Annotated in this window: 19 protein-coding genes and 1 pseudogene; 10 read left to right on the forward strand and 10 right to left on the reverse strand. The window is 56.1% G+C overall.

All coding sequences use genetic code 11. The features are described 5' to 3' along the window. A pseudogene (locus VGE80_RS04115) lies at positions 1 to 372 on the reverse strand (hypothetical protein); the annotation flags it as partial. A gap of 263 nt (positions 373 to 635) precedes the next feature. Continuing rightward, positions 636 to 1,568 carry a DUF1559 family PulG-like putative transporter gene (locus VGE80_RS04120; protein WP_373649129.1) on the reverse strand — a complete coding sequence of 311 codons (933 nt, stop codon included), beginning with the start codon at positions 1,566 to 1,568 and terminating at the stop codon, positions 636 to 638. A 547-nt stretch (positions 1,569 to 2,115) separates the two neighbouring features. Between VGE80_RS04120 and VGE80_RS04125 the strand changes: the two genes are divergently transcribed. The 4 genes from VGE80_RS04125 (at position 2,116) to VGE80_RS04140 (ending at position 6,167) form a co-directional block, all read left to right on the forward strand. Continuing rightward, complete coding sequence (locus tag VGE80_RS04125) at positions 2,116 to 3,030, forward strand: leucine-rich repeat domain-containing protein (RefSeq protein ID WP_440591770.1); 915 nt, start codon at positions 2,116 to 2,118, stop codon at positions 3,028 to 3,030. A gap of 183 nt (positions 3,031 to 3,213) precedes the next feature. Then, positions 3,214 to 4,194, forward strand: coding sequence for a GntR family transcriptional regulator (locus VGE80_RS04130; RefSeq protein WP_440591771.1), 981 nt, complete (start codon positions 3,214 to 3,216; stop codon positions 4,192 to 4,194). Positions 4,195 to 4,345: 151 nt separating this feature from the next. Further along, positions 4,346 to 4,792 carry a hypothetical protein gene (locus VGE80_RS04135; protein WP_440591772.1) on the forward strand — a complete coding sequence of 149 codons (447 nt, stop codon included), beginning with the start codon at positions 4,346 to 4,348 and terminating at the stop codon, positions 4,790 to 4,792. A 241-nt stretch (positions 4,793 to 5,033) separates the two neighbouring features. Continuing rightward, on the forward strand, positions 5,034 to 6,167 hold the full coding sequence (locus VGE80_RS04140) for an alkaline phosphatase family protein (protein ID WP_440591773.1): 1,134 nt from the start codon (positions 5,034 to 5,036) through the stop codon (positions 6,165 to 6,167). Positions 6,168 to 6,395: 228 nt separating this feature from the next. Here VGE80_RS04140 and VGE80_RS04145 read toward each other — a convergent pair whose 3' ends face one another. Both VGE80_RS04145 and VGE80_RS04150 read right to left on the reverse strand, forming a co-directional pair. Further along, positions 6,396 to 7,094: an LON peptidase substrate-binding domain-containing protein gene (locus VGE80_RS04145; protein WP_397568595.1), complete on the reverse strand. Its 699-nt coding sequence runs from the start codon at positions 7,092 to 7,094 to the stop codon at positions 6,396 to 6,398. Then, the gene (locus VGE80_RS04150; RefSeq protein ID WP_373649135.1) at positions 7,091 to 7,486 is read right to left on the reverse strand and encodes a DUF309 domain-containing protein; all 396 of its coding nucleotides are present in this window, start codon (positions 7,484 to 7,486) and stop codon (positions 7,091 to 7,093) included. Before VGE80_RS04150 ends, VGE80_RS04145 begins: the two co-directional genes overlap by 4 nt. A gap of 185 nt (positions 7,487 to 7,671) precedes the next feature. Between VGE80_RS04150 and nth the strand changes: the two genes are divergently transcribed. From nth to hemQ, 5 genes are all read left to right on the forward strand, one after another. After that, the gene (gene nth, locus VGE80_RS04155) at positions 7,672 to 8,349 is read left to right on the forward strand and encodes an endonuclease III (protein ID WP_373649136.1); all 678 of its coding nucleotides are present in this window, start codon (positions 7,672 to 7,674) and stop codon (positions 8,347 to 8,349) included. A gap of 335 nt (positions 8,350 to 8,684) precedes the next feature. Then, positions 8,685 to 8,870 carry a twin-arginine translocase TatA/TatE family subunit gene (locus VGE80_RS04160; protein WP_373649137.1) on the forward strand — a complete coding sequence of 62 codons (186 nt, stop codon included), beginning with the start codon at positions 8,685 to 8,687 and terminating at the stop codon, positions 8,868 to 8,870. Positions 8,871 to 8,935: 65 nt separating this feature from the next. Further along, a complete protein-coding gene (locus VGE80_RS04165; protein ID WP_373649138.1) occupies positions 8,936 to 9,232 on the forward strand; it encodes a Sec-independent protein translocase subunit TatA/TatB in 297 nt (98 codons plus the stop codon). Positions 9,233 to 9,374: 142 nt separating this feature from the next. Further along, the gene (locus VGE80_RS04170; RefSeq protein WP_373649139.1) at positions 9,375 to 9,746 is read left to right on the forward strand and encodes a hypothetical protein; all 372 of its coding nucleotides are present in this window, start codon (positions 9,375 to 9,377) and stop codon (positions 9,744 to 9,746) included. A gap of 44 nt (positions 9,747 to 9,790) precedes the next feature. Next, the gene (gene hemQ, locus VGE80_RS04175; RefSeq protein ID WP_440591774.1) at positions 9,791 to 10,636 is read left to right on the forward strand and encodes a hydrogen peroxide-dependent heme synthase; all 846 of its coding nucleotides are present in this window, start codon (positions 9,791 to 9,793) and stop codon (positions 10,634 to 10,636) included. A 366-nt stretch (positions 10,637 to 11,002) separates the two neighbouring features. On the opposite strand, the gene VGE80_RS04180 is transcribed toward hemQ, so the two are convergent. After that, positions 11,003 to 12,199: a sulfotransferase family protein gene (locus VGE80_RS04180; RefSeq protein WP_373649141.1), complete on the reverse strand. Its 1,197-nt coding sequence runs from the start codon at positions 12,197 to 12,199 to the stop codon at positions 11,003 to 11,005. A gap of 783 nt (positions 12,200 to 12,982) precedes the next feature. Here VGE80_RS04180 and VGE80_RS04185 point away from each other — a divergent pair. Next, the gene (locus tag VGE80_RS04185) at positions 12,983 to 14,773 is read left to right on the forward strand and encodes a hypothetical protein (RefSeq protein WP_440591775.1); all 1,791 of its coding nucleotides are present in this window, start codon (positions 12,983 to 12,985) and stop codon (positions 14,771 to 14,773) included. Positions 14,774 to 14,925: 152 nt separating this feature from the next. On the opposite strand, the gene VGE80_RS04190 is transcribed toward VGE80_RS04185, so the two are convergent. The 5 genes from VGE80_RS04190 to VGE80_RS04210 all read right to left on the reverse strand — a co-directional run. Continuing rightward, positions 14,926 to 15,828, reverse strand: coding sequence for a histone deacetylase family protein (locus tag VGE80_RS04190; RefSeq protein ID WP_440591776.1), 903 nt, complete (start codon positions 15,826 to 15,828; stop codon positions 14,926 to 14,928). A 222-nt stretch (positions 15,829 to 16,050) separates the two neighbouring features. Then, positions 16,051 to 17,391: a DUF1501 domain-containing protein gene (locus tag VGE80_RS04195; RefSeq protein ID WP_440591777.1), complete on the reverse strand. Its 1,341-nt coding sequence runs from the start codon at positions 17,389 to 17,391 to the stop codon at positions 16,051 to 16,053. A gap of 565 nt (positions 17,392 to 17,956) precedes the next feature. Next, positions 17,957 to 19,261: a PQQ-binding-like beta-propeller repeat protein gene (locus VGE80_RS04200; RefSeq protein ID WP_440591778.1), complete on the reverse strand. Its 1,305-nt coding sequence runs from the start codon at positions 19,259 to 19,261 to the stop codon at positions 17,957 to 17,959. 325 nt (positions 19,262 to 19,586) lie between these two features. Then, a complete protein-coding gene (locus VGE80_RS04205) occupies positions 19,587 to 20,996 on the reverse strand; it encodes a UdgX family uracil-DNA binding protein (protein WP_440591779.1) in 1,410 nt (469 codons plus the stop codon). Beyond that, the coding region (locus tag VGE80_RS04210; RefSeq protein WP_440591780.1) for a hypothetical protein at positions 20,997 to 21,585 on the reverse strand (589 nt) is incomplete at its 5' end.

The following is a 21,585-nucleotide window of genomic DNA, read 5'->3' on the forward strand; positions in this document are numbered from 1 at the left end:
AGTTTCTTCCAGCGGAGTCTTTCCGCACGCGAAACGATTGGCGTCAGTGATCGGAGCGTCATCATCTATGGGAGGAGGTGCAAATACGCTAATGGTGTGCGTACCTACGATGGCACCATCTCCTCTGCGGTAGGTCGTCAGTTCGAAGGACCCATCCTCCTGAATCAGGCCGGAAGCAGAGCGTCCCGTGTCGTGCGTTTTTTTCTCGCCCGTTCCAATGGGTGTGAAAACAACCATCCCCTCAGTCAGAGTCTGGCCTCCACAGGTTACCGTTCCACTGACACGCGCCACCTGAAATTCCTGCTTGCCACACCCTGCTCCGACAAGAGCGCCGATCGCCAGAAGTATGGCGGGGTGAATCGGTGATTGCATGACCGTAGCCTCTGCTTAAAAAACGTATTGGATCCGACATTTCAAAAGGCGGTCGTGGGCCCAGTGATGGAAGCCAGCGCTTCGATGGGACCGCTTCCCCCGGACGGCCCCCTTCGGCACCAGCTCTCTCATCAGTGATTCCACAGACGAAGAAGGTCGAAAGGCGTTGCCCGACTGAAACCCGTCAGGCAACGACACAACATCAATATTCCTCGAGTCACCGCCAGGGTGAGTTCAGCGCTTACCGGCGGAAAGCACCTTGATTACTCGACACTCACAGGATTTCCGTCGGCTTTGTCACCCAGATAGCTGTAGGTCCTCATGTCGATATTGTCCGAGATAAACCGAACCGATCCATCAGCGAACAGGAAGGTAACCCCACCGGTGTGCAAGCTGGCAAAGCAATCATCGAACTGGTTCAACGTATCGATCGGCAAAGCATTTCCACCGTTCGGAATGTGGTTCATGCCCGTTTCGGCGACAACGTTCTGATGCTGGTTGTTGGTTCCCAGCCAGATCGGAAAGTCACCGACATTGGGGTGCGTAGGCCCGGAGATAGCGCGAGCAAACCGGGTATAACCTTCGCCGACAGCAAAGGTATTGCTGGTCCCGTCAAGAACGTCACGAATCTTCGTGGGGCTGTAGGTCGCTTTGATCTTCCCAAACATCCCGGTAATCGAACCACCGCCAGACCCCAGACACCCTTTGTAGTCGGAACGACCAAAGCCACCGAGTGATGCACCGCTGGGAGAACCAGCCCCGGGACGGACGGGCGACCGGGTTATCATGCTGTTCGAAGGACACAGGAAGGCCGGCAAGACCACGTCTGTCACACCGGGAATCAGCGGCAATGAACGCTCGGTGTAGACAGAGTTATTGGTGATAATGCTGCCGTAGTTCGTGAAATTCAGCTGATTGTAGATATTGGCCTGATCAAGCCCCGGCAGGAGGAATGTTGCCCAGCCATAGTCCTGATCCCCGAAGACGGTCCCCGGGGGAAAGCAGTTGTGGACTTCGTGGTAGTTATGCAGAGCGATACCGATCTGCTTCAGATTATTGCGACACTGAGTTCGTCGGGCGGCCTCGCGCGCTTGCTGGACGGCTGGCAACAGCAGTGCAATTAACACGGCGATGATGGCGATCACAACCAGCAGCTCAATCAATGTGAATCCGAGACGCTTTCGACAAGTCTTCATGGGCGAAATCTCCAGTAGAGAGTCATGACTGCTCGAGGCAATCAAAAAGGAAAGAAAGAGAAATGCACTGCGTTGGACTCAATTGAAGTCAGACGTACTGCACAGTGTGCGCGGTGACAATAATTACAAAAAGACTTTTTTGGTGTCTAGGATTCTGGACGGGGTTCGCCGACCACCAAATCCCTTTTAACACAAAATTAACTGAACGTTCACATAGTGCATAAGGTGGGAGCGAATGCTTGTGACAATACCCCGCAAGAACAGAAAAACAACATTTTTATTACCTCTTTTCGAAGAAATTCTGCAAACTCACGCGAATTGCTTCACCCGCAACCAGATACCGATTAGGTTGCTCAACACACCCCTACGAACTAAGGTGGGATCAGCTCGCAGAGTGAATTTCTGCGTCACGGCTGGCAATCTTTTGGTGGCATTTTCATAAAAAAGCCACATGTATTATTTCACCACCTTCTCAGAATGCGTGCGATTTCATCACATGGCATTCCACAACACGGCCGAATCTCGCAGCCAAACAGGAAATCGCAGAATGCGCCAGCCAACCTGGTTTATGATCGCCACTTCATTGACACTGTGCCTCACGATCGGATGCAGCCCGCAAGCATCGCCGGAGTCCACCGTGCTGTCCGCACTTCAGTCGGACGGCAGCCTCAAGTCTGCCACCAACGCACAGGGGAACGTCATCTCGATCTCGTCCCGAGCGATTTCGAACGAATCCGCTCCCAAGCTCGAGTCCTTCCCTTCTCTTCAGATACTCGCACTTGCTGGCAGCCCGATCGGAGACGGGGGACTTGCCTCCCTTTCCCGCCTGTCGCATCTCCAATCACTCTCGCTGGAAAATTCCCAGGTGACAGACGCAGGACTGGCACACCTCAGCGGACTCAAGCAGTTAAGCGACCTGAATCTCTCTGGATGTCAGATCACTGACGCAGGCCTGATCCCCCTTTCGGGATTGACCGGACTGACGACACTCAACCTGAACGAGACTCAGATCAGCGGCTCGGGACTTTCCCAATTAACCAAGCTGACTCACCTGGAAGCTCTCTATCTGCAGCGCACACCGCTCAACTTCGAGAATGCGGCCCCCTTAACCGGATTGCAGAACCTGAAAATTCTCCACATGGCAGGAACCAACACGGGCCGCGGAATCGAAAAGGCAATCACCGGACTTCCCAGTCTCGAGCGACTGTATATCAATGAGACACGGATCGCAGACGACGATATCCCTGCGCTGGCGACGGCACTGGCAGAGCACTGCCCGCGGCTGAAAGGCCTGTTCATTGAGCAGACATCCGTTTCAGACGACATTATCGACTCGCTGGCGCCGCTCAAAGACCTGCCCGACTTTGCATTGCTGCATGTTCAACGAACGCAGATCACGAAAGACGGTGTTGTACGATTGCGAAAACTGCTGCCAGAGGTCAATGTGATCAGTCATCATTAGAGCATTCGGCACACCCGCTCGCTGGCGTGCTGCGTTGGGTAGCGCGCCGTCGCGATCACCTTGCCTCTCATTCGGTGGCACCACAGATCGCCACGGGGCGACGTCGACGTTGCCGCACTTACTCGCAGTCAATTCAGCGCCTCATCGAATCGATCAGGCGAAACTATCCTCAACGGAGGTCTCATGGCGGAAGAACGCACGTCGCTCGACACGCGAGTCTACCAACATTTGCTCGGACAGATTTCTGCTCGCCAGGTCGAGTTGGGCAGCTTTCTGAAAGCAGGCAAACTGGCCGTCGAGATGAACGTCAGCCGCACCACGGTTCGCAAGGCCCTGTCTCGATTGATTGATGACGGCTGGGTGAAACAGACGCCGGCTGGACACACTTACGTCGCGAAATGGCCCCCGAAAGCCGCCGCTGCGGCCGTCGAAGTCATTGAGGTCGAACAACAGTCGCAGATCAAGTCGGTCTACTGGCTGATCTTCGACTGGATCCTGCAGGGAAATTTTCAGTTCGGCGCGGAAGTCAATCCACGCACCTTTGTCGACCTCTTCGGCGCCAGCATGGGAACGGTTCGTCATGCACTCGATGCACTGACCCGGGATGGAATTCTGATCAAGGCGCCACGGCGTGGCTGGCGCTATGGAACCCTCACCTGGCAGGACATCATCGATACGATTGAGATCCGGACGATGTTCGAGTCCGAAGTCCTCCGTCGCGCGGGCCATCAGATTCCTCAGGCTTCTCTCGAAGAACTCAAGGCCGAGACCGAGAACGTCCTGCAGTCCATCGACACCCTGTCCGAGAGAGATCGACGACAGGCTGACTACCATTTCCACACCACGCTGGTGGAACAAACCACCAGCCTTGTCCTCATCGGATTGGTCAAACCACTCATCCGGCGCAGTATGTATTGCAGCCTCACCTCCCCTTCCGACCGTCGCCATCAGGCCAAATCGTTTCGCGAGCATCTCGGAATCATTGATGCTTTGCAGAAGGGGGATGTGGCCTCCGCAGTGGACGTTTTTCAGGCTCACATGAGCCGTAGCCTGCTGGACGGATTACGGACGAAGCTGCCTCATCTGAATTCGAACGAAGGGATCGATATCGCCCGCAACGAGCTTGCGAGCATGTTGACCCCCGCCGCAGAACCGCAGCCCTGACAAGTCACTGGGGCAAGCAACCAGGAACCTGGCCCTTTCCGTAAAAAAGCAGCCTTCCAGGGCTCGACGCAGCGCGAGTCCTTAAGCCATCCTGTTACTCCCCTGCACCTCAGCCTGATTCTGACCTCTGATCCCAACGGAAGCGTCGTACATGAAAGCCCTGCTCCGTAATGCTGCCGCAGTGTTTGTCGGATTGCTTGTCCTGTTCGTTCTGGTGACAGCCGTCGAAGTCGTCACCCTGGCCCTGCACCCCTATCCTGAAAACTTCACCCACACCATGGAAGAAGTCTGCCAGCACGTCGAGCGTTTCCCGGCGTGGATACTGGGTTTGGCGGCAGGCGCCTGGGCCATCTCCGCTTATCTCAGTACCTGGGTCACACGAAGAATGGGCAGTCCTTACTCCGCAGCTGTTGTGGGGGTATTACTGCTGGCAGCTCTCTTCGGTAACCTCGCCATGCTCCCCTATCCCGAATGGTTTAAAGCAACCGCCGGTATCGCGGTCTTCGTCGCGACCGCTTTCGCAATTTTCTCACGCACGAATAGAAGTTCCCCCGTCGTGGAAACCCCGCTGCCATGCGAGCAAACCCCGCCTGCCTGATGGCATCAACGGAGATCGGCCCCGTCGACAAATACTGCGACCACGGTCGACCGACTTCCTTGTCAGCACCGACGGCATTGCAACGACCTCCGACAGCCGACCGTCTTTCGAGACGCGTGCCTGATCGGTAAGATCCGGACTCCCTCGAAATCCAATTTGTACATGCTCAACCTGAGCATCACGAAGTCCCACCCCGGGTCACGCTGGATTGTTTTTCATTGAATGAAAGGGCTGCAGTCTCATGATCAAGAGCGAACGTCGTGTCCCGTTTTTACGATGGGCGTCGTCCCTGATGCTGATGTTAGCGATCATCGCTGATACGGTTTCCGGGCAGGATCTCAAAACGAAAAACGTGATTCTGATCACGACAGACGGACTTCGATGGCAGGAAGTCTTCACGGGAGCCGAAGAGGCCCTCATCAATAAGGAACATGGGGGAGTGACCGACGTCCAGAACATCAAATCGAAGTTCTGGAAAGAGACGCCAGAAGAGCGGCGAGCTGCCCTGTTGCCTTTTTTCTGGACCAAGATCGCCAAAGAGGGTCAACTTTACGGCAATCTTCCCGCAGGCAGTTCATCGCAAATCACCAACACGATGAAATTTTCGTACCCCGGCTACAACGAGATCCTGACGGGCTTCGCTGATCCCCGGATCGACAGCAATGCGAAAAAACCAAACGAAAATTTCACCGTGCTGGAATGGCTGCATCGCCAGCCCGAGTTTAACGGGAAAGTTGCCGCCTTCAGCGGTTGGGACGTCATTCCTTACATCATTAATCGCGAACGATGCGGCTTCCCCGTCATGGGAGGATGGGAGCGAGTTCCCGAAGAGAACCCCAGTTCTCAGCAGCAGATTCTGAACGAACTGATCGAAGACACAATCCATCGGCCCAACGCGGCTGAACTCAACGACACGTTCATCTTTCAGGCCGCCCGCGAGCACCTGAAACGGCACCAGCCGCGCGTCTTGTTCGTCAGCTTCCTCGAAACCGACCATTGGGGACATGCCGGTCGATACGATCACCTGCTGGAATCCGCACACGTCGTGGACGACTACGTCCGTCGACTGTGGGAACTGGTTCAGTCACTCGATCAATACCGTGACAAGACCACAATCATCCTGACGACCGACCACGGCCGCGGCTCAGGCCTCGAAAACTGGAAGCACCACGGGGCGAAATACGAAGGGGCGGAAGACATGTGGATGGCCTTCCTTGGCCCCGATACACCCCCACTGGGCGAACGCACCAAGTGTGACCGAGTGACCCAAAGTCAGGTTGCCGCGACACTGGCGGCGCTCCTGGGCAAAGACTATTGCGCCGCAGTCCCCAATGCAGGCAAGCCGGTCGCCGACGCACTGCCGAAAAAGCCATAAAAGAGTGAAGCGGAAACGGGACTCCGAGTCCCGCTTTGACCCGCAGACATTTAAGAAGGGCGTGTCGAACCTCGGCACGCCCTTCGTTCATTTCGCGATGCAATTCCAGTCTGCCGTGAGAATTGAACCTGCCGACGATCGCCCAACCCTGACCGTTCCGCCTGCCCGAGACCCGTTCGGGTTGGATGGCTGAGGAGGAGGCTGTTTGTCGATGGCCAATCGAGCGGATCAGTTCATGCTGAACACAGGAGGAAAGGTGCGTCCCGCGGAGCCGACTTGTCCTTCCAGCGCCTCCTGCAGCAGATCCATCAGCATCTCGCTGCGGGTATCGATATTCAGCTCTTCCTGAAACTGTTGAGAAATCTTGGCAGGGAGCGGTACGGATCCGAGCAGAACATCGGTCACGGTCCCCAGGGGCAGGTCCAGGAAATCATGAGCGAACAATTGGTTCAACTTGATCTTGGGAAAGAGTTGAGCGAAGGCGGTGACAAGGTGCTTGATGCGTTCCTGTCGGTCGTACGACAGGGATTCGTCCTGTGCTTCGAGGCAGATCTCCAGTTGCCCGACGCGGTAAGGGAGGTCCAGCTTTTCTTCCCGCAGGAGATTGGCCCGAGCAAGACCGCGCAGCACCAGGTAGTAGCGTCCGTCCGCCAGTTTCTCGTGAGCGATGATTTTTCCCAATCCGACCACGCGATGCACGGGAGCCACTTCCCCCTTCGCGACCCCTTCCCATCCCGGCCGCAGCAGGCTCATCGCGATGAGACGCTCGCCATCCAGCGTATCCGCCATCATCCGGCGATACCGGTCTTCAAAAATGTGAAGCGGAAGCAGAGCGTGGGGAAAAAGCACAATGTTGGGCAGCGGAAAAAGCGGCGCCCGTCCTGAGAAATTTTTCAAGGCAGTATCAAGTTCTGGCAAGTCGCTCATCCGATCGCTCCTTGCGAAACATACTCGATTTTGGGGACCAGTTCGTCGCGAATCGCGACCGTTGTCGGATAGGCTTCGGTGTTGTCGATCAACTCCTGAAAACAGGCGCGGAAGTCCTGCAGGAAGTTCGACAGCTTGATTCCCATGTACTCGTCGCCATAGGGATCCAGTTTGGTCGTCGCGGCGAAGAACAGCTTTTTCGCCCCGCCGAAGTTTTCGTTCCCGAAATGAAAAAGTGCGATGGAGGCCTGAATCAATCCCTGAATAAACTTTCGCTCGTCACCAACCGTTTCCGCCCACAATTCTTCGAGCACGTCATGACACTCAAAGAATTCCTCTTCATTGAAGAGGCGTACGCCTTCGCGATACTGTGCCGGAAGATCATCAATCACGGTCCTGATTCCCACCAAAAGCAGCCTCGACAACAGGAACAACGCAGCCAATCTGACTCGTGAAGCGAACCTGTGAGTGGCAAAGTCGATCCAGTTTCAAATTTCTCAGGCTGAATTCTAGGCGCGTCACCTCGCCAATTTCCACGACGAACTTTCGCACGGCGGCATTTGTAGAGCGGTTTTCCATGACAAAAAGACTTTCCGGACAAATCACCCCTACTGAACAACGACGTGTCCAACAGATTATCCGGACGCTGGCCAAAACCTACCCCGTGGCACTTTGTGCGTTAAACCACGCCTCTCCCTTCCAGTTGCTGGTGGCCACGATCCTGTCGGCGCAGTGTACAGACGAGAGAGTTAACCTGGTGACACCCGGCCTGTTCGCCCGCTACCCGTCGGCCGAAGACTTGGCGCAGGCCCGCCAGGACGAACTTGAGGCTCTCATTCATTCGACCGGCTTCTACCGGAACAAGGCGAAAAACCTGATTGGAATGGCTCAGGCCGTGGTGGAAACTTACGGGGGTGAATTACCGCAGAGCCTGCCAGAACTGATCGCCCTGCCTGGAGTGGGCCGAAAAACGGCAAATGTCCTGTTAGGAACAGCGTTTGGAATTCCCAGCGGAATCGTGGTCGACACCCATGTGGCGAGAATCAGTTACCTGCTGGGACTGACCTCCAATAAAGGGGCAGAACAAATCGAACGGGATCTGATGGAATTCATTCCGCAGAAAGAGTGGATCAACTTCTCGCATCGGCTGATCCATCACGGGCGACGAATCTGCATTGCCCGCCGACCGAAGTGTCTGGAGTGCCCGCTGTTGAAAAACTGCCCGCGGGTTGGCCTGCCTGAACTACCAGATTGACACGTTTCGTGAAGCGGGTAGAATCTGACGTACCGCTCATCCCTCCTGCTCTCTCGCGGGCGAACCGAGTGGAAACACGTGATTGCAAATCGATCCCTGAGAGGATCGATTACGGAACGTGCCCGGTTCGTCATGATCGAACTCGAAGACTGTTTCCGATAATGAATTTCCACCCTGGAATTCACGGCAAAATGTTTCCGAGCGAGAAATAGCCCCTAAAAGTGCATACGTGATATTGTATTGCACATGCGGATACGCGAGATACGAGCTTTCTACCGCCTTCGCGGTGGCTCACCGATTAGACTGAATAAGGTCGTGCTTTTTCGAGGAGACTGATGATGGTGCCTACTCTTGCCTTACTGGGACCCGGAGAGATGATTTTCTTCGGAATTATTGTCCTGGTGCTGTTCGGTAGCCGCTTGCCGTCGGTGATGAAGTCGCTCGGCCAAAGCGTGACCTCCTTCAAAACCGGACTCAAGGATGATGAAGAGAACACCGAGAACCTCGACAACAAGAAGTAGGCCCGGTTTCATCCTCGTTCCAGACTTTTCTGTATTTGCGGCTTCGAGAAGAAGGAAAAACTGACATGTTTCCACTCGCATTCATTGGTAGCCTTGGTCCCGCTGAAATGTTGTTTGTGGGAGTGATCGCACTCCTGCTGTTCGGCAAGAAGCTGCCCGAAGTGGCACGCAGCCTGGGCAAGGGCGTTGTCGAGTTCAAGAAGGGGCTGCGCGGGATCGAAGACGATGTCGAAGCAAACCTCTACTCGAATCGCACCGATACCAGCAACATCACACGACCTGCTCCGCGTGACGAAAGCGTCGAAACGACTGCTCCGAAGTTTGAACCACCCAAGTCAGAACCCACAGGCAGCGAAGTCTAAGCTCTCCTGCCTCGCGTTCGACACCAATCTGCCGGCACCCACTGCGCTACGACCCATCACCAGCGTTCTGGCGATTTCGCAGAACACGTGGTAAAAGTCACAGGCCATCTGAGTGTGATGATTCATTGACGGGAGCTTCCGCATGGGACTGTTTGGCGGGAAAGACTGGAACGTAATCGCGATCATCTTCGAGAGCCGAGTGATGTATCGCGTGAATGGCCAGCGAGGCAAAGGAAGTGAAGCGACGAAGTGTCGTGACGGGGCGAAAAACCATGATCGCACCATCTACTGGGCCGTCTTCAATCAGAAGCGAGGCTTCATTGAAGGGGGCGGCGGCAATGGAGAGCGGATGGTCTCGAGCGATGTGATCGCCAGACTTAAAAAAGAGTTCTCGACCAATCCGACTGTCACCGGAATTCTGGGGACCCTCGAACGAGGGGAATTGACGAAGGTGTCAAAGCCACTCGCCTTCACTGGCTACCCAAAACCCGAACAGGGCCCGCCGGACGAATAACAATCGTCCCCGTCTTCAAACCTCTACATTCGAGAAAGTTGTTCGTGAATCGACCGTCACCGTCACACGCTGCATTGCCTGAACCGTCTGCAAAACTGATTGATGGCTGGCACTGCCTGCACATCTATTACCGCGTTGATCAGGCGGCCCTGCAAGGCCTTTCTGCCAGCGAGATTGCTGAAGGGCGTGAGGCACTGGTCCACCTGCTGGACCCCGAACGCCCCGGTGCACCCGCTCGACTCCAGACTTCTGTTGTCTCAGGACACAAGGCCGATCTGGGCCTCATGATCATGGACGCAGATCCACTGCTGATCGACGGGGTCTGCCAAGGCGTGCGAGCATCGAAACTCGGTTCTGTCCTGCAGCCGACCTATTCGTTCGTGTCGATCACAGAAGTCTCGGAATATGTACCGACGGTCGAACAGTACGGAGCCAAATTACGACACAGCGAAGGGCTGTCTGCGGAAGATCCCGCCTATAACGCGAAGCTCAATGCTTACGCTCAGCGTTTGCCGATGATGAACAAGCAGCGCCTGTTCCCGGACTTCCCGGCCTGGCCCGTCACCTGCTTCTACCCGATGAACAAGATCCGCCACCCCTCCGCTAACTGGTATATGGAACCGTTCAGCAGTCGGTCGGCAATGATGTCGGAACATGCGACAAGCGGGATCAAGTTTGCCGGCCGCGTCAGCCAGCTCATCACAGCCTCAACCGGATTCGATGACTGGGAATGGGGTGTCACGCTGTGGGGACGAAATCCTGAGTACATCAAGGAGATCGTCTACACGATGCGATTCGACACAGCATCAGCCAAATACGCCGAGTTCGGTCCATTCTACATCAGCTACCTGAAGTCACCCGTCGATGCCCTGGAGCATCTGCAAATCTGAGACTTGGCTTGATGGGACTTGTCCTGAAGGGAGAGTTTCACCGGCAGGATGGAAGCGGTATTCCTGCCGGAATCTCCCCAGTCCTCCGGTGACTTGGTGGACTCCGCGAATCGGAATCCCTGGCGGACGACCGGTAGCCTGCCCTGACGGGCTACCGGAGTACCCGGTAACTGAGATTCCGCTTCCCAGACACAATGACAGTGGCCGCGTCGGCAATCCTCCGCAATTCATCGGGCACCTGCAGCCGCCACGACGAGTCCTGTAATCGGCAATCCAGACGACTCGTCCTGCCAAGCGTGACCACCCGCCCCACCATGCCAGAGGGGCGAGAGTCGCCACTGGATTGCAGGGTTCCGCCCCAGCGACTCAGACGTCGATCGTGGCCGCTTCTTCTTCCGGCAGCCGGCTGGGATAACCGTACCGCTCGAACGACGATTTCCAGCGGTTGTAAACCTTGCGCATCAGGTTCACATCCATATTGAACGAGTTCTTACGGTACCGCGTCAGTTCGGGTAACTGCTTTCTGATGGCCCCTTCGAGGTTGGGCCAACCATCCAGGTTCAACCCCTCGTAGACGCGCCGCATTTCGCCCAGAGGATCAACTTCCAAGTCCTCAAAACGCATCTCGTGGAGATTGCCGGGAGGAATGAGCTTTCGGCCCCGCTCGTAAGCGTCCATACAATGGACGTACAAATTCAGGGCATCTTCCTGCATTGCCTCATCCATCTTGATTTGGGCAAGGCCGTTCTCGGCAAAGAGCGTCCGGCGAAGATGCATACTTGAATTATAGACGGCGTACGGGTCTCGATAGATGTAGACGAACTTGGCGTCCGGGAACATTTCGAGCAGCACCGGGATGCGGAACGTATGCGTCGGCGACTTGAAGACAATCGGCTTGTTCTGCTTGATTGTCAGTTTCTTCATAAAGTAGAGGAACCGCTCCTTCCACCGCTCGAATTCTTCCTTGGGAAGATCATTCAACTCGAAGAAACGCTCATACTTTGACGGATTGTTCGGATGGGCCAGCATGAGGTAAGGCGACAGGCCCGACATCAGAACCAGCGCAACTTCGTCTTCCTGCGGCATATGGAAGCCCGCTTCGACGTTATCCATCGGGCGAGTCTTCGGAATCATACGACTGGTCAGAGACGTAACGACCCGTTCGGTCAGCAGAAAGTTTCCCGGAAACATCACCTCATACAGGTTGGGGAACGTGAACTGAGGATCCAGCGTCATCAGGTTATGCAGCAGCGTCGTCCCGCTTCGCCAGTGCCCCAGAATGAAAACGGGAGGGTGATCGATTGTCTGGCGTGCGATCTGGCGTCCGTAGATCGCTGATTCCAGCAGGTTGTTGCCCGAGTTGATGGCACTCAGGGCCGTGATGGAAATCAGCTTGTGAAGCCGACTCCAGTGCAACGGAGGGCGTGAGGCCAGGACCTTCAGCCAATTGCCAAACGACGAACCGTGCCACATGCAGAAGAACCCCTGAGGTTCAAACTTGGCACCGGCATTCCCCACTTTCGGAGAGGGGGAAGGAGGCTGCAGTTTCGTTGGTTTGGTCACTCGGTCGTGTTCCGTCTGAACATCAGTACTGGCCAATGGTTCCGTGTAAGTTAGCACGGCATCTCCACGTTCGCGAGTAAAAAAATGTGCACCATCGCAGTTTGACTGTACGAGATTGCATTGGCCCTTGTGCGTAATCTAACTGTCGGCCAGTTGCGAGACATTCCTTGACATTCTTGTCTCGCACAGGAACAGGGAGCGGAGTCGATCTCTTTGTCGCCCGGTGCAAGCGGGAACACCCACCGCTCCACAGGTCGTCCCTGTCACCAGACCGATCGTCCTGAGCGGGAAGAAGTTCCATCATCGGGTGCTCGTACCGACGACATACCCCCAGGCCTCTCGAAAGACGACTCAATCCTCTATTTCAATCCGCAGCCGCCGAGCCTGACAGAAGGAGCATTCGCCGGACGAAAAACCCCAATCCACAAACTCACCCAGAACACCCCAGTTCAACACTGAGAGGGAAATTAAGCTCACCTGATTGCCCCGACCTTACGACTCCGAATGCCCCCGTTCCTCGACGATATTTCTGACGAGACACAATTCGCGTCCCGGATCGAGCGAGCCGGATCGAACCCCCGCCCCTCGCTTCCTCTGCTCGACAGCGCCCCCTCCTTCGATCAGTCCCCTGCCTGAAAAGCCGATCGCCGGGATCGACCGGGAAGTGTTTCACATATTGACGGGAGCCTCCCAGCGGTATAATCGCGCGACCCGTCCCAATCTGAGACCACACAATCACGTCGTTCCAAAGCTCAGGTCTCTCATCTTCTGAAGGAAGAACACATGCGCTCTATCACATGCCTGACGTTCATTGCCTGTCAGTTCGTACTGGGCGTCTGTCGCGCTGAAGAGACAACAGCGAACACGGCCAATCGGACTCTGGCCGATATTCGCAAACGGGCTCATGAGCAGGAGCATCAGGTGCTCAAGTCTCTCTCACGTCGAATCACACTCGACGTGAAAGACGAACCTCTGGTCGACGTCATTCGCCGAATTTCACGGCATCTCGATCGCGACATTCTCCTTCACAGCGAATCTCTCGCCGATGCAGGAATCGACGCCGACCAAAGCGTTGATCTTCACCTGGGAGAACTGACCACATGGCAAGCACTGCATTTCCTGCTGGAACCACTCGCGCTCAGTTGGACAGCCAAGGATGGTGTGATTGAAGTTTCCTCGAGAGATAAGATCGAGGAAACCCGAATTACACGCGTCTACGACGTTCGCCGTCTTTCAGGATTACTCGATCCGATCTCAAAGGAACTCCCCTGGAGAAATCGAGCCCGACACCGCGGTGTTGGAAACCCGGTCGCAGAGATGGGAGGCTTTGGTGGTGGTCTTGGGGGAGGCGGCGGTAGTGGTGGGGGCTTCGGTGGGGGTGGGGGCATGTTCAATATTCCCTCCGCAGCCATTGATTCCATCACGCTCGCCCAAGTGGGAATGGGCGGAGGTGTTACGAACGGAGCAAATTCCGGGATTTATGGCGTCGAAGATATGGTACCGATGAGTCCCCGGTCGGTTGAGTCGCTGCTGGCCAAGGTCATCAGCCAGTTTCCCGGTATGAAATGGGAGGAAAGCGACGGAGAAGGGGGAACCGTCGAAACCAGTCCCGGCTTCCTCATCGTGACTCAGCACTACCACGCTCAGTTCGTCATCGAAGCGTTTCTGAAGACACTGGAACAAAGTCTCGAAGGGTCAGTCGCCGGCCAGTCGATACCGATTCACCGATCCGGTTATCCAATTGAAGATGACAACGCCATCTTCACAGCCCTCTCCAGACGACAGGTTCTGGAAATCGATCACAGTGATCTGAATTCCGTTCTCGAGATGATTACCCAGGAAGCGGGAATTCGTATTCGACTCGACCGGCCCGCCCTGGCAAACGAGGGGATTTCGGCCGATCAGGAAGTGAATATCATGCTCAACGATCTGCCACTGGGAATCGGACTGAGCAAGATCCTCGACCCACTTCGCCTTGCCTATTTCGTCGAGGAGGGGGTGGTAGTCATCAGCACAAAAGATGTGGCAGAGAATCACCTCACTCTGCGATTGCATGATATTTCAAACATTCCACCCGCCCTGCTCGTGGACTCCGAAAAAGGACTGGGGGCAATCGTCCTCCACTCCACGACGGGGCGCTGGTACGAGACTTCAGGAGAGGGTGGTTTCGCCGCCCTCCTCTCGTCAAAACATCTTCTGGTGTCACAGACGCAGGACGTGCAAACCGAGATCGAACTCCTGGTGCGAAGCCTCAACGTCGGGGACCAGAATCCACCGAGTGAACCGGAACTATCCCTTCGGGTGTACACCACTGCCGATATGCAGACAGCCGATGACCTGGTTGACCTGCTGCCCCGGATTATTGGTAATACCTGGTCTGGAAACGGTGAGATCCATCGAACCGGTCGGTCGCTTCTGATTAAACAGACGACCTTGGCCCACGAAAAGATTCAAACCATCATCCAGACATTGAACCGTTCGCAAGAGAGAACCCCGGCTTCCCGGTTCGGCCCCGTCACCGCACCCGCAGCGGTCGTTCGCCCCCCTGTACCGCCTTCCGCCAGCGGCGAGTAACTCCGTTGAGCAACAGAGCAATGTAAAAGCGACGGCGAACTGAAAACGTCGACAAGTCGGCTTCTCGCCAGAAGCGGGTCAGCCACGAAATGGTTCCCGTGGTGATCGATACTCGTCCAGTGGTGAGAATCTGTAACCTCAGTCGACTCGTCTCAATACCCAAACAGTTGGGAAGCAATTGTGACCGTCTGAAAATGACAGTCCACAATTTGACTGATGTCAGGACAGTAACCACCGGCCATGGAAATCGCGACAGGGACGGACCGCTCGCGGCAGGCCTCAAGCACCATCCGGTCACGTTGCCCCAGGCCGTCCAGTGACAACGCGAGTCGACCAAGTCGATCGCCGTGGTAGGGATCCGCACCTGCCAGATAGATCGCCATGTCCGGCGCGAATTCCCTAAAAATGGTCTTCAGACCGTACTGCAGGGCTGCAAGATATTCAGCATCCTCCGTTCCGTCCGGAAGCCCGATATCCAGATCACTCACCTCTTTGGGCTGAGGATAATTCCGCTCACTATGGATTGAAAAGGCGTAGATCGTGGGATCGTCGCGCACCAGTGAGGCCGTGCCATTCCCTTGATGAACATCACAATCAATCACCAGCACGTTCGAAACCAACCCGCTCGCCTGAAGTTCACGAGCTGCGACGACGCTATCATTAAACAGACAAAATCCTTCACAGCGGTCGCGGTAAGCATGATGAGTCCCTCCTGCGAGGTTTACAGCACACCCTTCGCTGAGCGCAGCGCGAGAGGCTTCGATTGTGGCTCCGGACGATCGGCGAGATCGCTCGACCAGTTCAGGCGACCAGGGGAAGCCCAGCCGTCTCAGATCCCGCTCGGTCAGCTCACCTGTCACGACGCGACGAAGGTAATCAGGAGAGTGAACTCGCAATAGCTGTTCGTCGGTTGCCGCATCGGGCCGAATCAGCTGTGGGTGCGTGATCACTCCGCTCGTCATGATCCGTTCCCGCAGCAGAGTGTACTTCTGCATGGGAAACCGATGAGTCGGCGGCAACGGCAGAACAAACTCGTCCGTGTAATAGAATCGCATGAAGCCTGTTGCACCCGTCCACTGCCCTCAGACAGCAGCATTTCACCTGCTCAGCGCTGCCTGAGTTTTGCCCCGATCACATCATGGATGTCAAACGAGACCCGTCGTACGCTTTAGTAAATCTTGCCCGCCTCTCGGATGAATCACGTGGGCCGTGACGTTTCCGGCCTGGATTTGTCGGTAGCGGGAAACCGCCAAACGATAAATTTCGATCCGGGCCTGTCAGACTAGTTCGGGCATGGCCCTCCAGTTATCGACCAGATTGTGCGGTCGAGAGGACAGGTCATGCAGGTGGATGGCCAGCGGATCGATACCGAAGTGATGATACAGCGTGGCGTGTACTTCGCCGAAGTGAATCGGTCGATCCGCGATTTTGGCCCCGATACGGTCCGTGGCTCCAATGACTTGCCCCGTGCGGAATCCACCGCCCGCAATCAACCCGTTACCAACATCAGGCCAGTGATCCCGACCGGCTTCGGGATTGATTCGCGGCGTCCGTCCGAATTCACCCCAGGCAACCACCGCGACATCCTTATCCATTCCCCGTTCGTGCAGGTCGGTGATTAAGGCGTGCATTCCCTGATCGAACATGGGGAAGTGGGTATTCTTACATTCACTGAAATTGCTGGAATGGAAATCCCAGCGTCCGAAGTTCAGCGTCACCACGCGCGCTCCCGCTTCGACCAGCCGCCGCGCCATCAGAAAGTGTTCGAGATTTCGCGGAGCACCGTCGCCGTAGTTATTGGGATCACCCTTTCCATAGCGAGCGATTACTGCAGGATCTTCCCGCGAGATATCGAGAGCCTCTGACAAACGACTCGACGTCAGGATTCCCATCGCCTGCTGGTTGAGAGCATCGAGACCGGTCATCATTCCTTTCGCATCCGCATCTCGACGGAACTGATCGAAGCTGGCGAGCAGTTGCTGACGATTCGCCAGCCGCGTGAGATCCATGCCGTTCAGCTTCATATCTTCGCGGGAAGGCCCTGACGGACGGAACGCACTGTGGGTCACACCCAGAAAGCCGGGGTGTCCGGGCGAGCCATAAGGAGGATGTCCGGCATTCGGCGAAAGGCCGAAGAACGGCGGTACGGACGGATTCACAGGCCCGAGTACTTTGGAGACCGTCGAACCGATGGAAGGCCAGCCCCCGGGCGGCTGATTCAGAACTGTCCGTCCTGTGTAGCAGATAAACGAATCATGATCGCCACTGGGGGAACCATACACCGACCGGAGCGGAACCAGTTTGTCCATGATCGTGGCGAGCTTCGGCAGGTGCTCGCAAATCTGAATTCCCGGAACATTCGTATCAATCGGCCGGAACTCTCCACGAATTTCCGCAGGAGCGTCCGGCTTCAGGTCGTACATGTCCTGGTGCGGTGGTGCCCCGACCATATAGATCATGATGACCGCTTTGTGCGATTTCGTAATCCCGGCAGCCTGTTCGGCTCGTAACAAACTGGGTAGCGAAAGTCCCCCCAGTCCCAGCGCGCCAATCCGCAGGGCATCGCGTCGAGTGACTCCGTCGCATAACCGATGGGCTTTTCCGGGAATCGTCAACATGGAGAATCCTCTGGAGGTCTCGAGCACCCCTGCGGGGTGGATGTCAGTCGGGCAGGAATTCAGGCAGGACGGTCATGGGGATCCGAAAGCGCTCGGGCGCACGCGCAGGAACTTTCCGATCGGTGGTTCGATCGTATACCAACATCGGCACAGCCGCCAAGCGACAATCAGTAGAAACGGCCGATTTGCGACTGCGGCAATCCGTAAGTCCCGACGGGCTTTACGTAATTCGCCTGCCGATGGTTTCCTGAAGAGAGGTGCTGGCTCCAGAGTAAATCCGCTCTTGAACGAGAAATCAGGACGGGGATCACTCGTGGTGTGATTCGGAAAAGTTGGTTTGGCAAGACTACGTGACTTCAGTTTTCAGGCCTTCACCCGATCGACCGGGCTGGCTGGCAACCGCCACCAGAGTCACCGAGTCCGTCAGCGACGGAAGCTGCAGCAACAAAACCATTCCTTCGAAGTCACCGGAACTCACTCGAAGGAATGGTCTGCCGTTAGTTTACTACGATGGCATACGACAATGACAAGTCAGTCCGTGAGGGCTTACCAAGATGAGGCCGTTTTACTTCTTTTCCGCAATGTCATAGCACATCAGCGTATTTTGCTCACGCAGATACAGCTTCCCATCCGCAACGACCGGTTGTGCCCAGGACTCCCGCTCCTGGTAGACAGGCATGAAGCTTCCTTTGAGCTTGTATTCGTTCGGCGTCGCTTCAATCAGAGCCACCTCACCACTTTGATAGCGGAAGATCAGGTGGCCATCGACGGCGGTAATGGCGGCAGAACCCTGCCCTGGACCACGCAGTTTCCCGCCCCACTTCACGTCACCCGAAATCAAATCCACACAGATTGGGAAGCCGTTATTGTGGCCGTTTCCAAAATAAAGATGCTCACCCATCAGAACCATTCCACCGTGATGGTTTTGAAGTTGTTTCGCAGCGCGTGAGTACTGTTCGACGGCTTCCACACCCTTCCCCGAACGTTTCAATTTCAATAGCGCCGATCCACCATCGTCGTACCCTGTTGAGCCGAACACGTAATCGCCCGAGACGATCGGAGTCGGAATGTCCGCCACACCGTTGGCAATCTTGTTGTAGCTCCACAGATGCTTCCCGTCGCTGGCACGAACACCGATCAAGCCACGGCCGATCAGTTGCACGTACTGCTTGACGCCCGCTCCGTTACTGATCGTCATGACCGAGTATCCCGCTCCGGGGCTCCCTTTTTCGCCCGCGTCAGGAACGGCCGACCGCCAGACTTCCTTACCATTCACTTTGTTCAGACAGACAATCATGGCCTCTTCGCTACCGGGCGTACACAAGACGTGTTTCCCGTCGACGAGCGGAGATTCAGAGAATCCCCAGCCGGACATCATCCGTCCGTTCCATTCCTTTTCAAAATTCTTACTCCAGACGACACTCCCGTCCGCCACCTTGAGGCACGAGATCTGGCCGTTCGATGTGATCACGTAGAGCCGATCTCCGTCAACAGTCGGAGTGCTGCGGGATCCGTCGTAGCCGTGCTTGGGGACCGAATCGGTCAGTGGGGCAGTCCAGGCCACCGCACGCGTTTTCAGGTCGACCGCGACGACAGCCTGAGAATCACCGATGTTCCCCGTGGTATAAAGCCGGTCACCGACGATGGAAACGCTGGCATACCCCTGCCCCATCCCTTCCAACTGCCACAACAGTTCCGGCGGTGTCGCTTCCCAGTCTTTGGCGATCCCTTTGAAGGGGCTGATGTTATCCCCTTTCTCTCCGCGCCATTGTGGCCAATCTTTTGAGGATTTGGGTTCCGCAGCATCACTCGCCGAGTGCAGCAGCCCACAAAAGACCAGTAAACTGAACGCGACGAGCAACCGGGGCATCAGATCTCTCCTGAAAAGCACAATGAATCCTGCATTCGAGCTTCAGCTCAATCAATTCGATGATGGAAACAACGTATCGCTGGTCATAGTCCAAAAACAGAATGAACACAACAACAGCGGAACGGACTTCCATCGCGTGAAGCAAGCGAGAGTATCTTGCTGCACTTGGAATTGATCTCCCAGGCGTGACGCACGCAGGGCTATAACGACCCAATTGAGGGTACCCGAACTCACTCGTACCGCGCCGCAGTGACTGAATGCTGGCTCAACGCTTCGGCAGGTACGGACTCTTTTCAGATAGGCTCGGGACTCGGTCAGGACTCCATCATGAGTTGTCAGCCTGATGTTTGGCCGCTTTCAAATCGTCAATCAGCAATTTACGCAGAGACTCAGACTGCAGACTTCTGAGGATGGCAGAAGGGTGATACGTTGCGAGGGTGTGTTCGCACCAGTCGGAACGGACGAACTGGCCTCGCTGACGGGTCACGCTGAATCCCGGGCCGATCAACGAATGAGCGGCAGTCGCGCCCAAGCAGACCAGGACTTTGGGTTTGATCAGCCTCAGTTCGGCATCGACCCATGGCCTGCAGGCGGATGACTCTCGCGCCGACGGCTTTTTGTGCAGACGTCTCTTCTCGGTCGGTTCAAACTTGAAATGCTTCACCGCGTTGGTGAGGTAGACTTCCGATCTGTCCATTCCCGCCTGCTGCAAAGCCTCGTCCAGTACATGCCCCGCTGGCCCCACGAAGGGCCGTCCGGCGAGGTCTTCCTGATCACCAGGCTGTTCGCCAACCAGTACGATACGGGCATCAGCCGGCCCCTCTCCGAAGACTGTTTGAGTTGCCTCGCAGCACAAATCGCAGCCGCGACAGGTCTTGGCAGCCTCTCGCAATGACTTCAGCGTCTGGTGCGCAGGAAGATAGTCACGGGCGGATCGCGCATGACCTTCCTGACGAGCGATCATCTCGGCGACTCGACGAGGGGCATCGTTCAGCAGGTCATCGATGATCGTCGCCTCGGGCAGCGTAGCCCAGTGTCGAACGGGCATTTCCCTGATCATGGTCTTCACCTTGATTCGCGCGGGATTGAAAATCGATCCGTAATACGTCAGCCACAAATCTTCCAGTTCATCTCCGTCCGGTGCGTGATCGCGTGAGCACCCCGGGCCATATCGCAGTTCTTTCTGGTCCCACCAGACAGACTCGTCCGGGGTTAGAATCGTCCAGTTCATCGCGGGAAATCTCCGCGAGAAAAAGGGCGAGACGAGTCGCACAACCCGATGGTCAGGCCGATGCCAGGCAACGAACTGCTCACTCTCTGGTGTCACCAGCTTTCGGAAGCGCACGAAGGCTTTCATCTTGTGCGAGTCACGGCGAACCGCTTTCTCCATCTGATGCAGCCGATGAACATCATCGTCCGTGATGACCTCCATCAAGCGAGGCTCGTTCGTCGTCAGTCGCCAGAGCAGACGGTACAGCAGCTGAAACCGATCCGTGTCCCGATGACAACTGACGGCATGGGCCAAATCGAGAAAGGCCTGCGGCACTTTATGTCCCCGCGCGGGCACTCGCACCAGAGCGCTCCACGACTGTTCCCCGGCTGACTCGTCATCGAACAGGGTCGCCTGGACAGGACTGTCACGAAAAATGACCTGATCCGGCGGGACCTGAGCATTCAGTAATGCTCGGGAGCAACTTCTCCACTCTGCGAAACTCTGAACAACGAACGAGTACATTTAGAACTCACCATCCAAAGCCGATTGCCCGGTATCGAACAGGAGTAGCTGCTTCTCCCGTGGCTTAAAACGGTCTTTCAGTCCCTGCGCATCCAGTTGCTTCAGTGCTGGATTGTGGTCGATGGTCTGTACGAACGAAGCGGTCCGGTTCCAAGCGACTCGTAACTTCTTCAGATCACTGACGCGAATCGCATGGTGCCTGCGGAGCCGCAGGATTCGATCCACGTTGCGGGCACCGATTCCGGGAATGCGCAGTAACATCTCCCGCTCTGCGCGGTTCACGTCGATCGGAAACATTTCCCGGTGCGCGAGTGCCCACGCGAGCTTGGGATCGATCTCTAACGAGAGATTCCCGTCTGATTCCGCCACCAGTTCTGACGAACCAAACCCGTAGAACCGCATCAGCCAGTCGGCCTGGTAGAGTCGATGCTCCCGGACCAGGGGAGGACTCATCCCCGGCAACCTGGCGTCGGCGTGGGGGATCGGGCTGTATGCCGAATAGTAAACTCGGCGGAGCTTCTGCTGGTTGTACAAACCTGACGCCGTTTTCAGGATTTCGAGATCCGGAGTCGCCGTGGCCCCGACAATC

The organism is Schlesneria sp. (genome assembly GCF_036405755.1).
GTDB classification, from domain to species: Bacteria; Planctomycetota; Planctomycetia; order Planctomycetales; family Planctomycetaceae; genus Schlesneria; species Schlesneria sphaerica.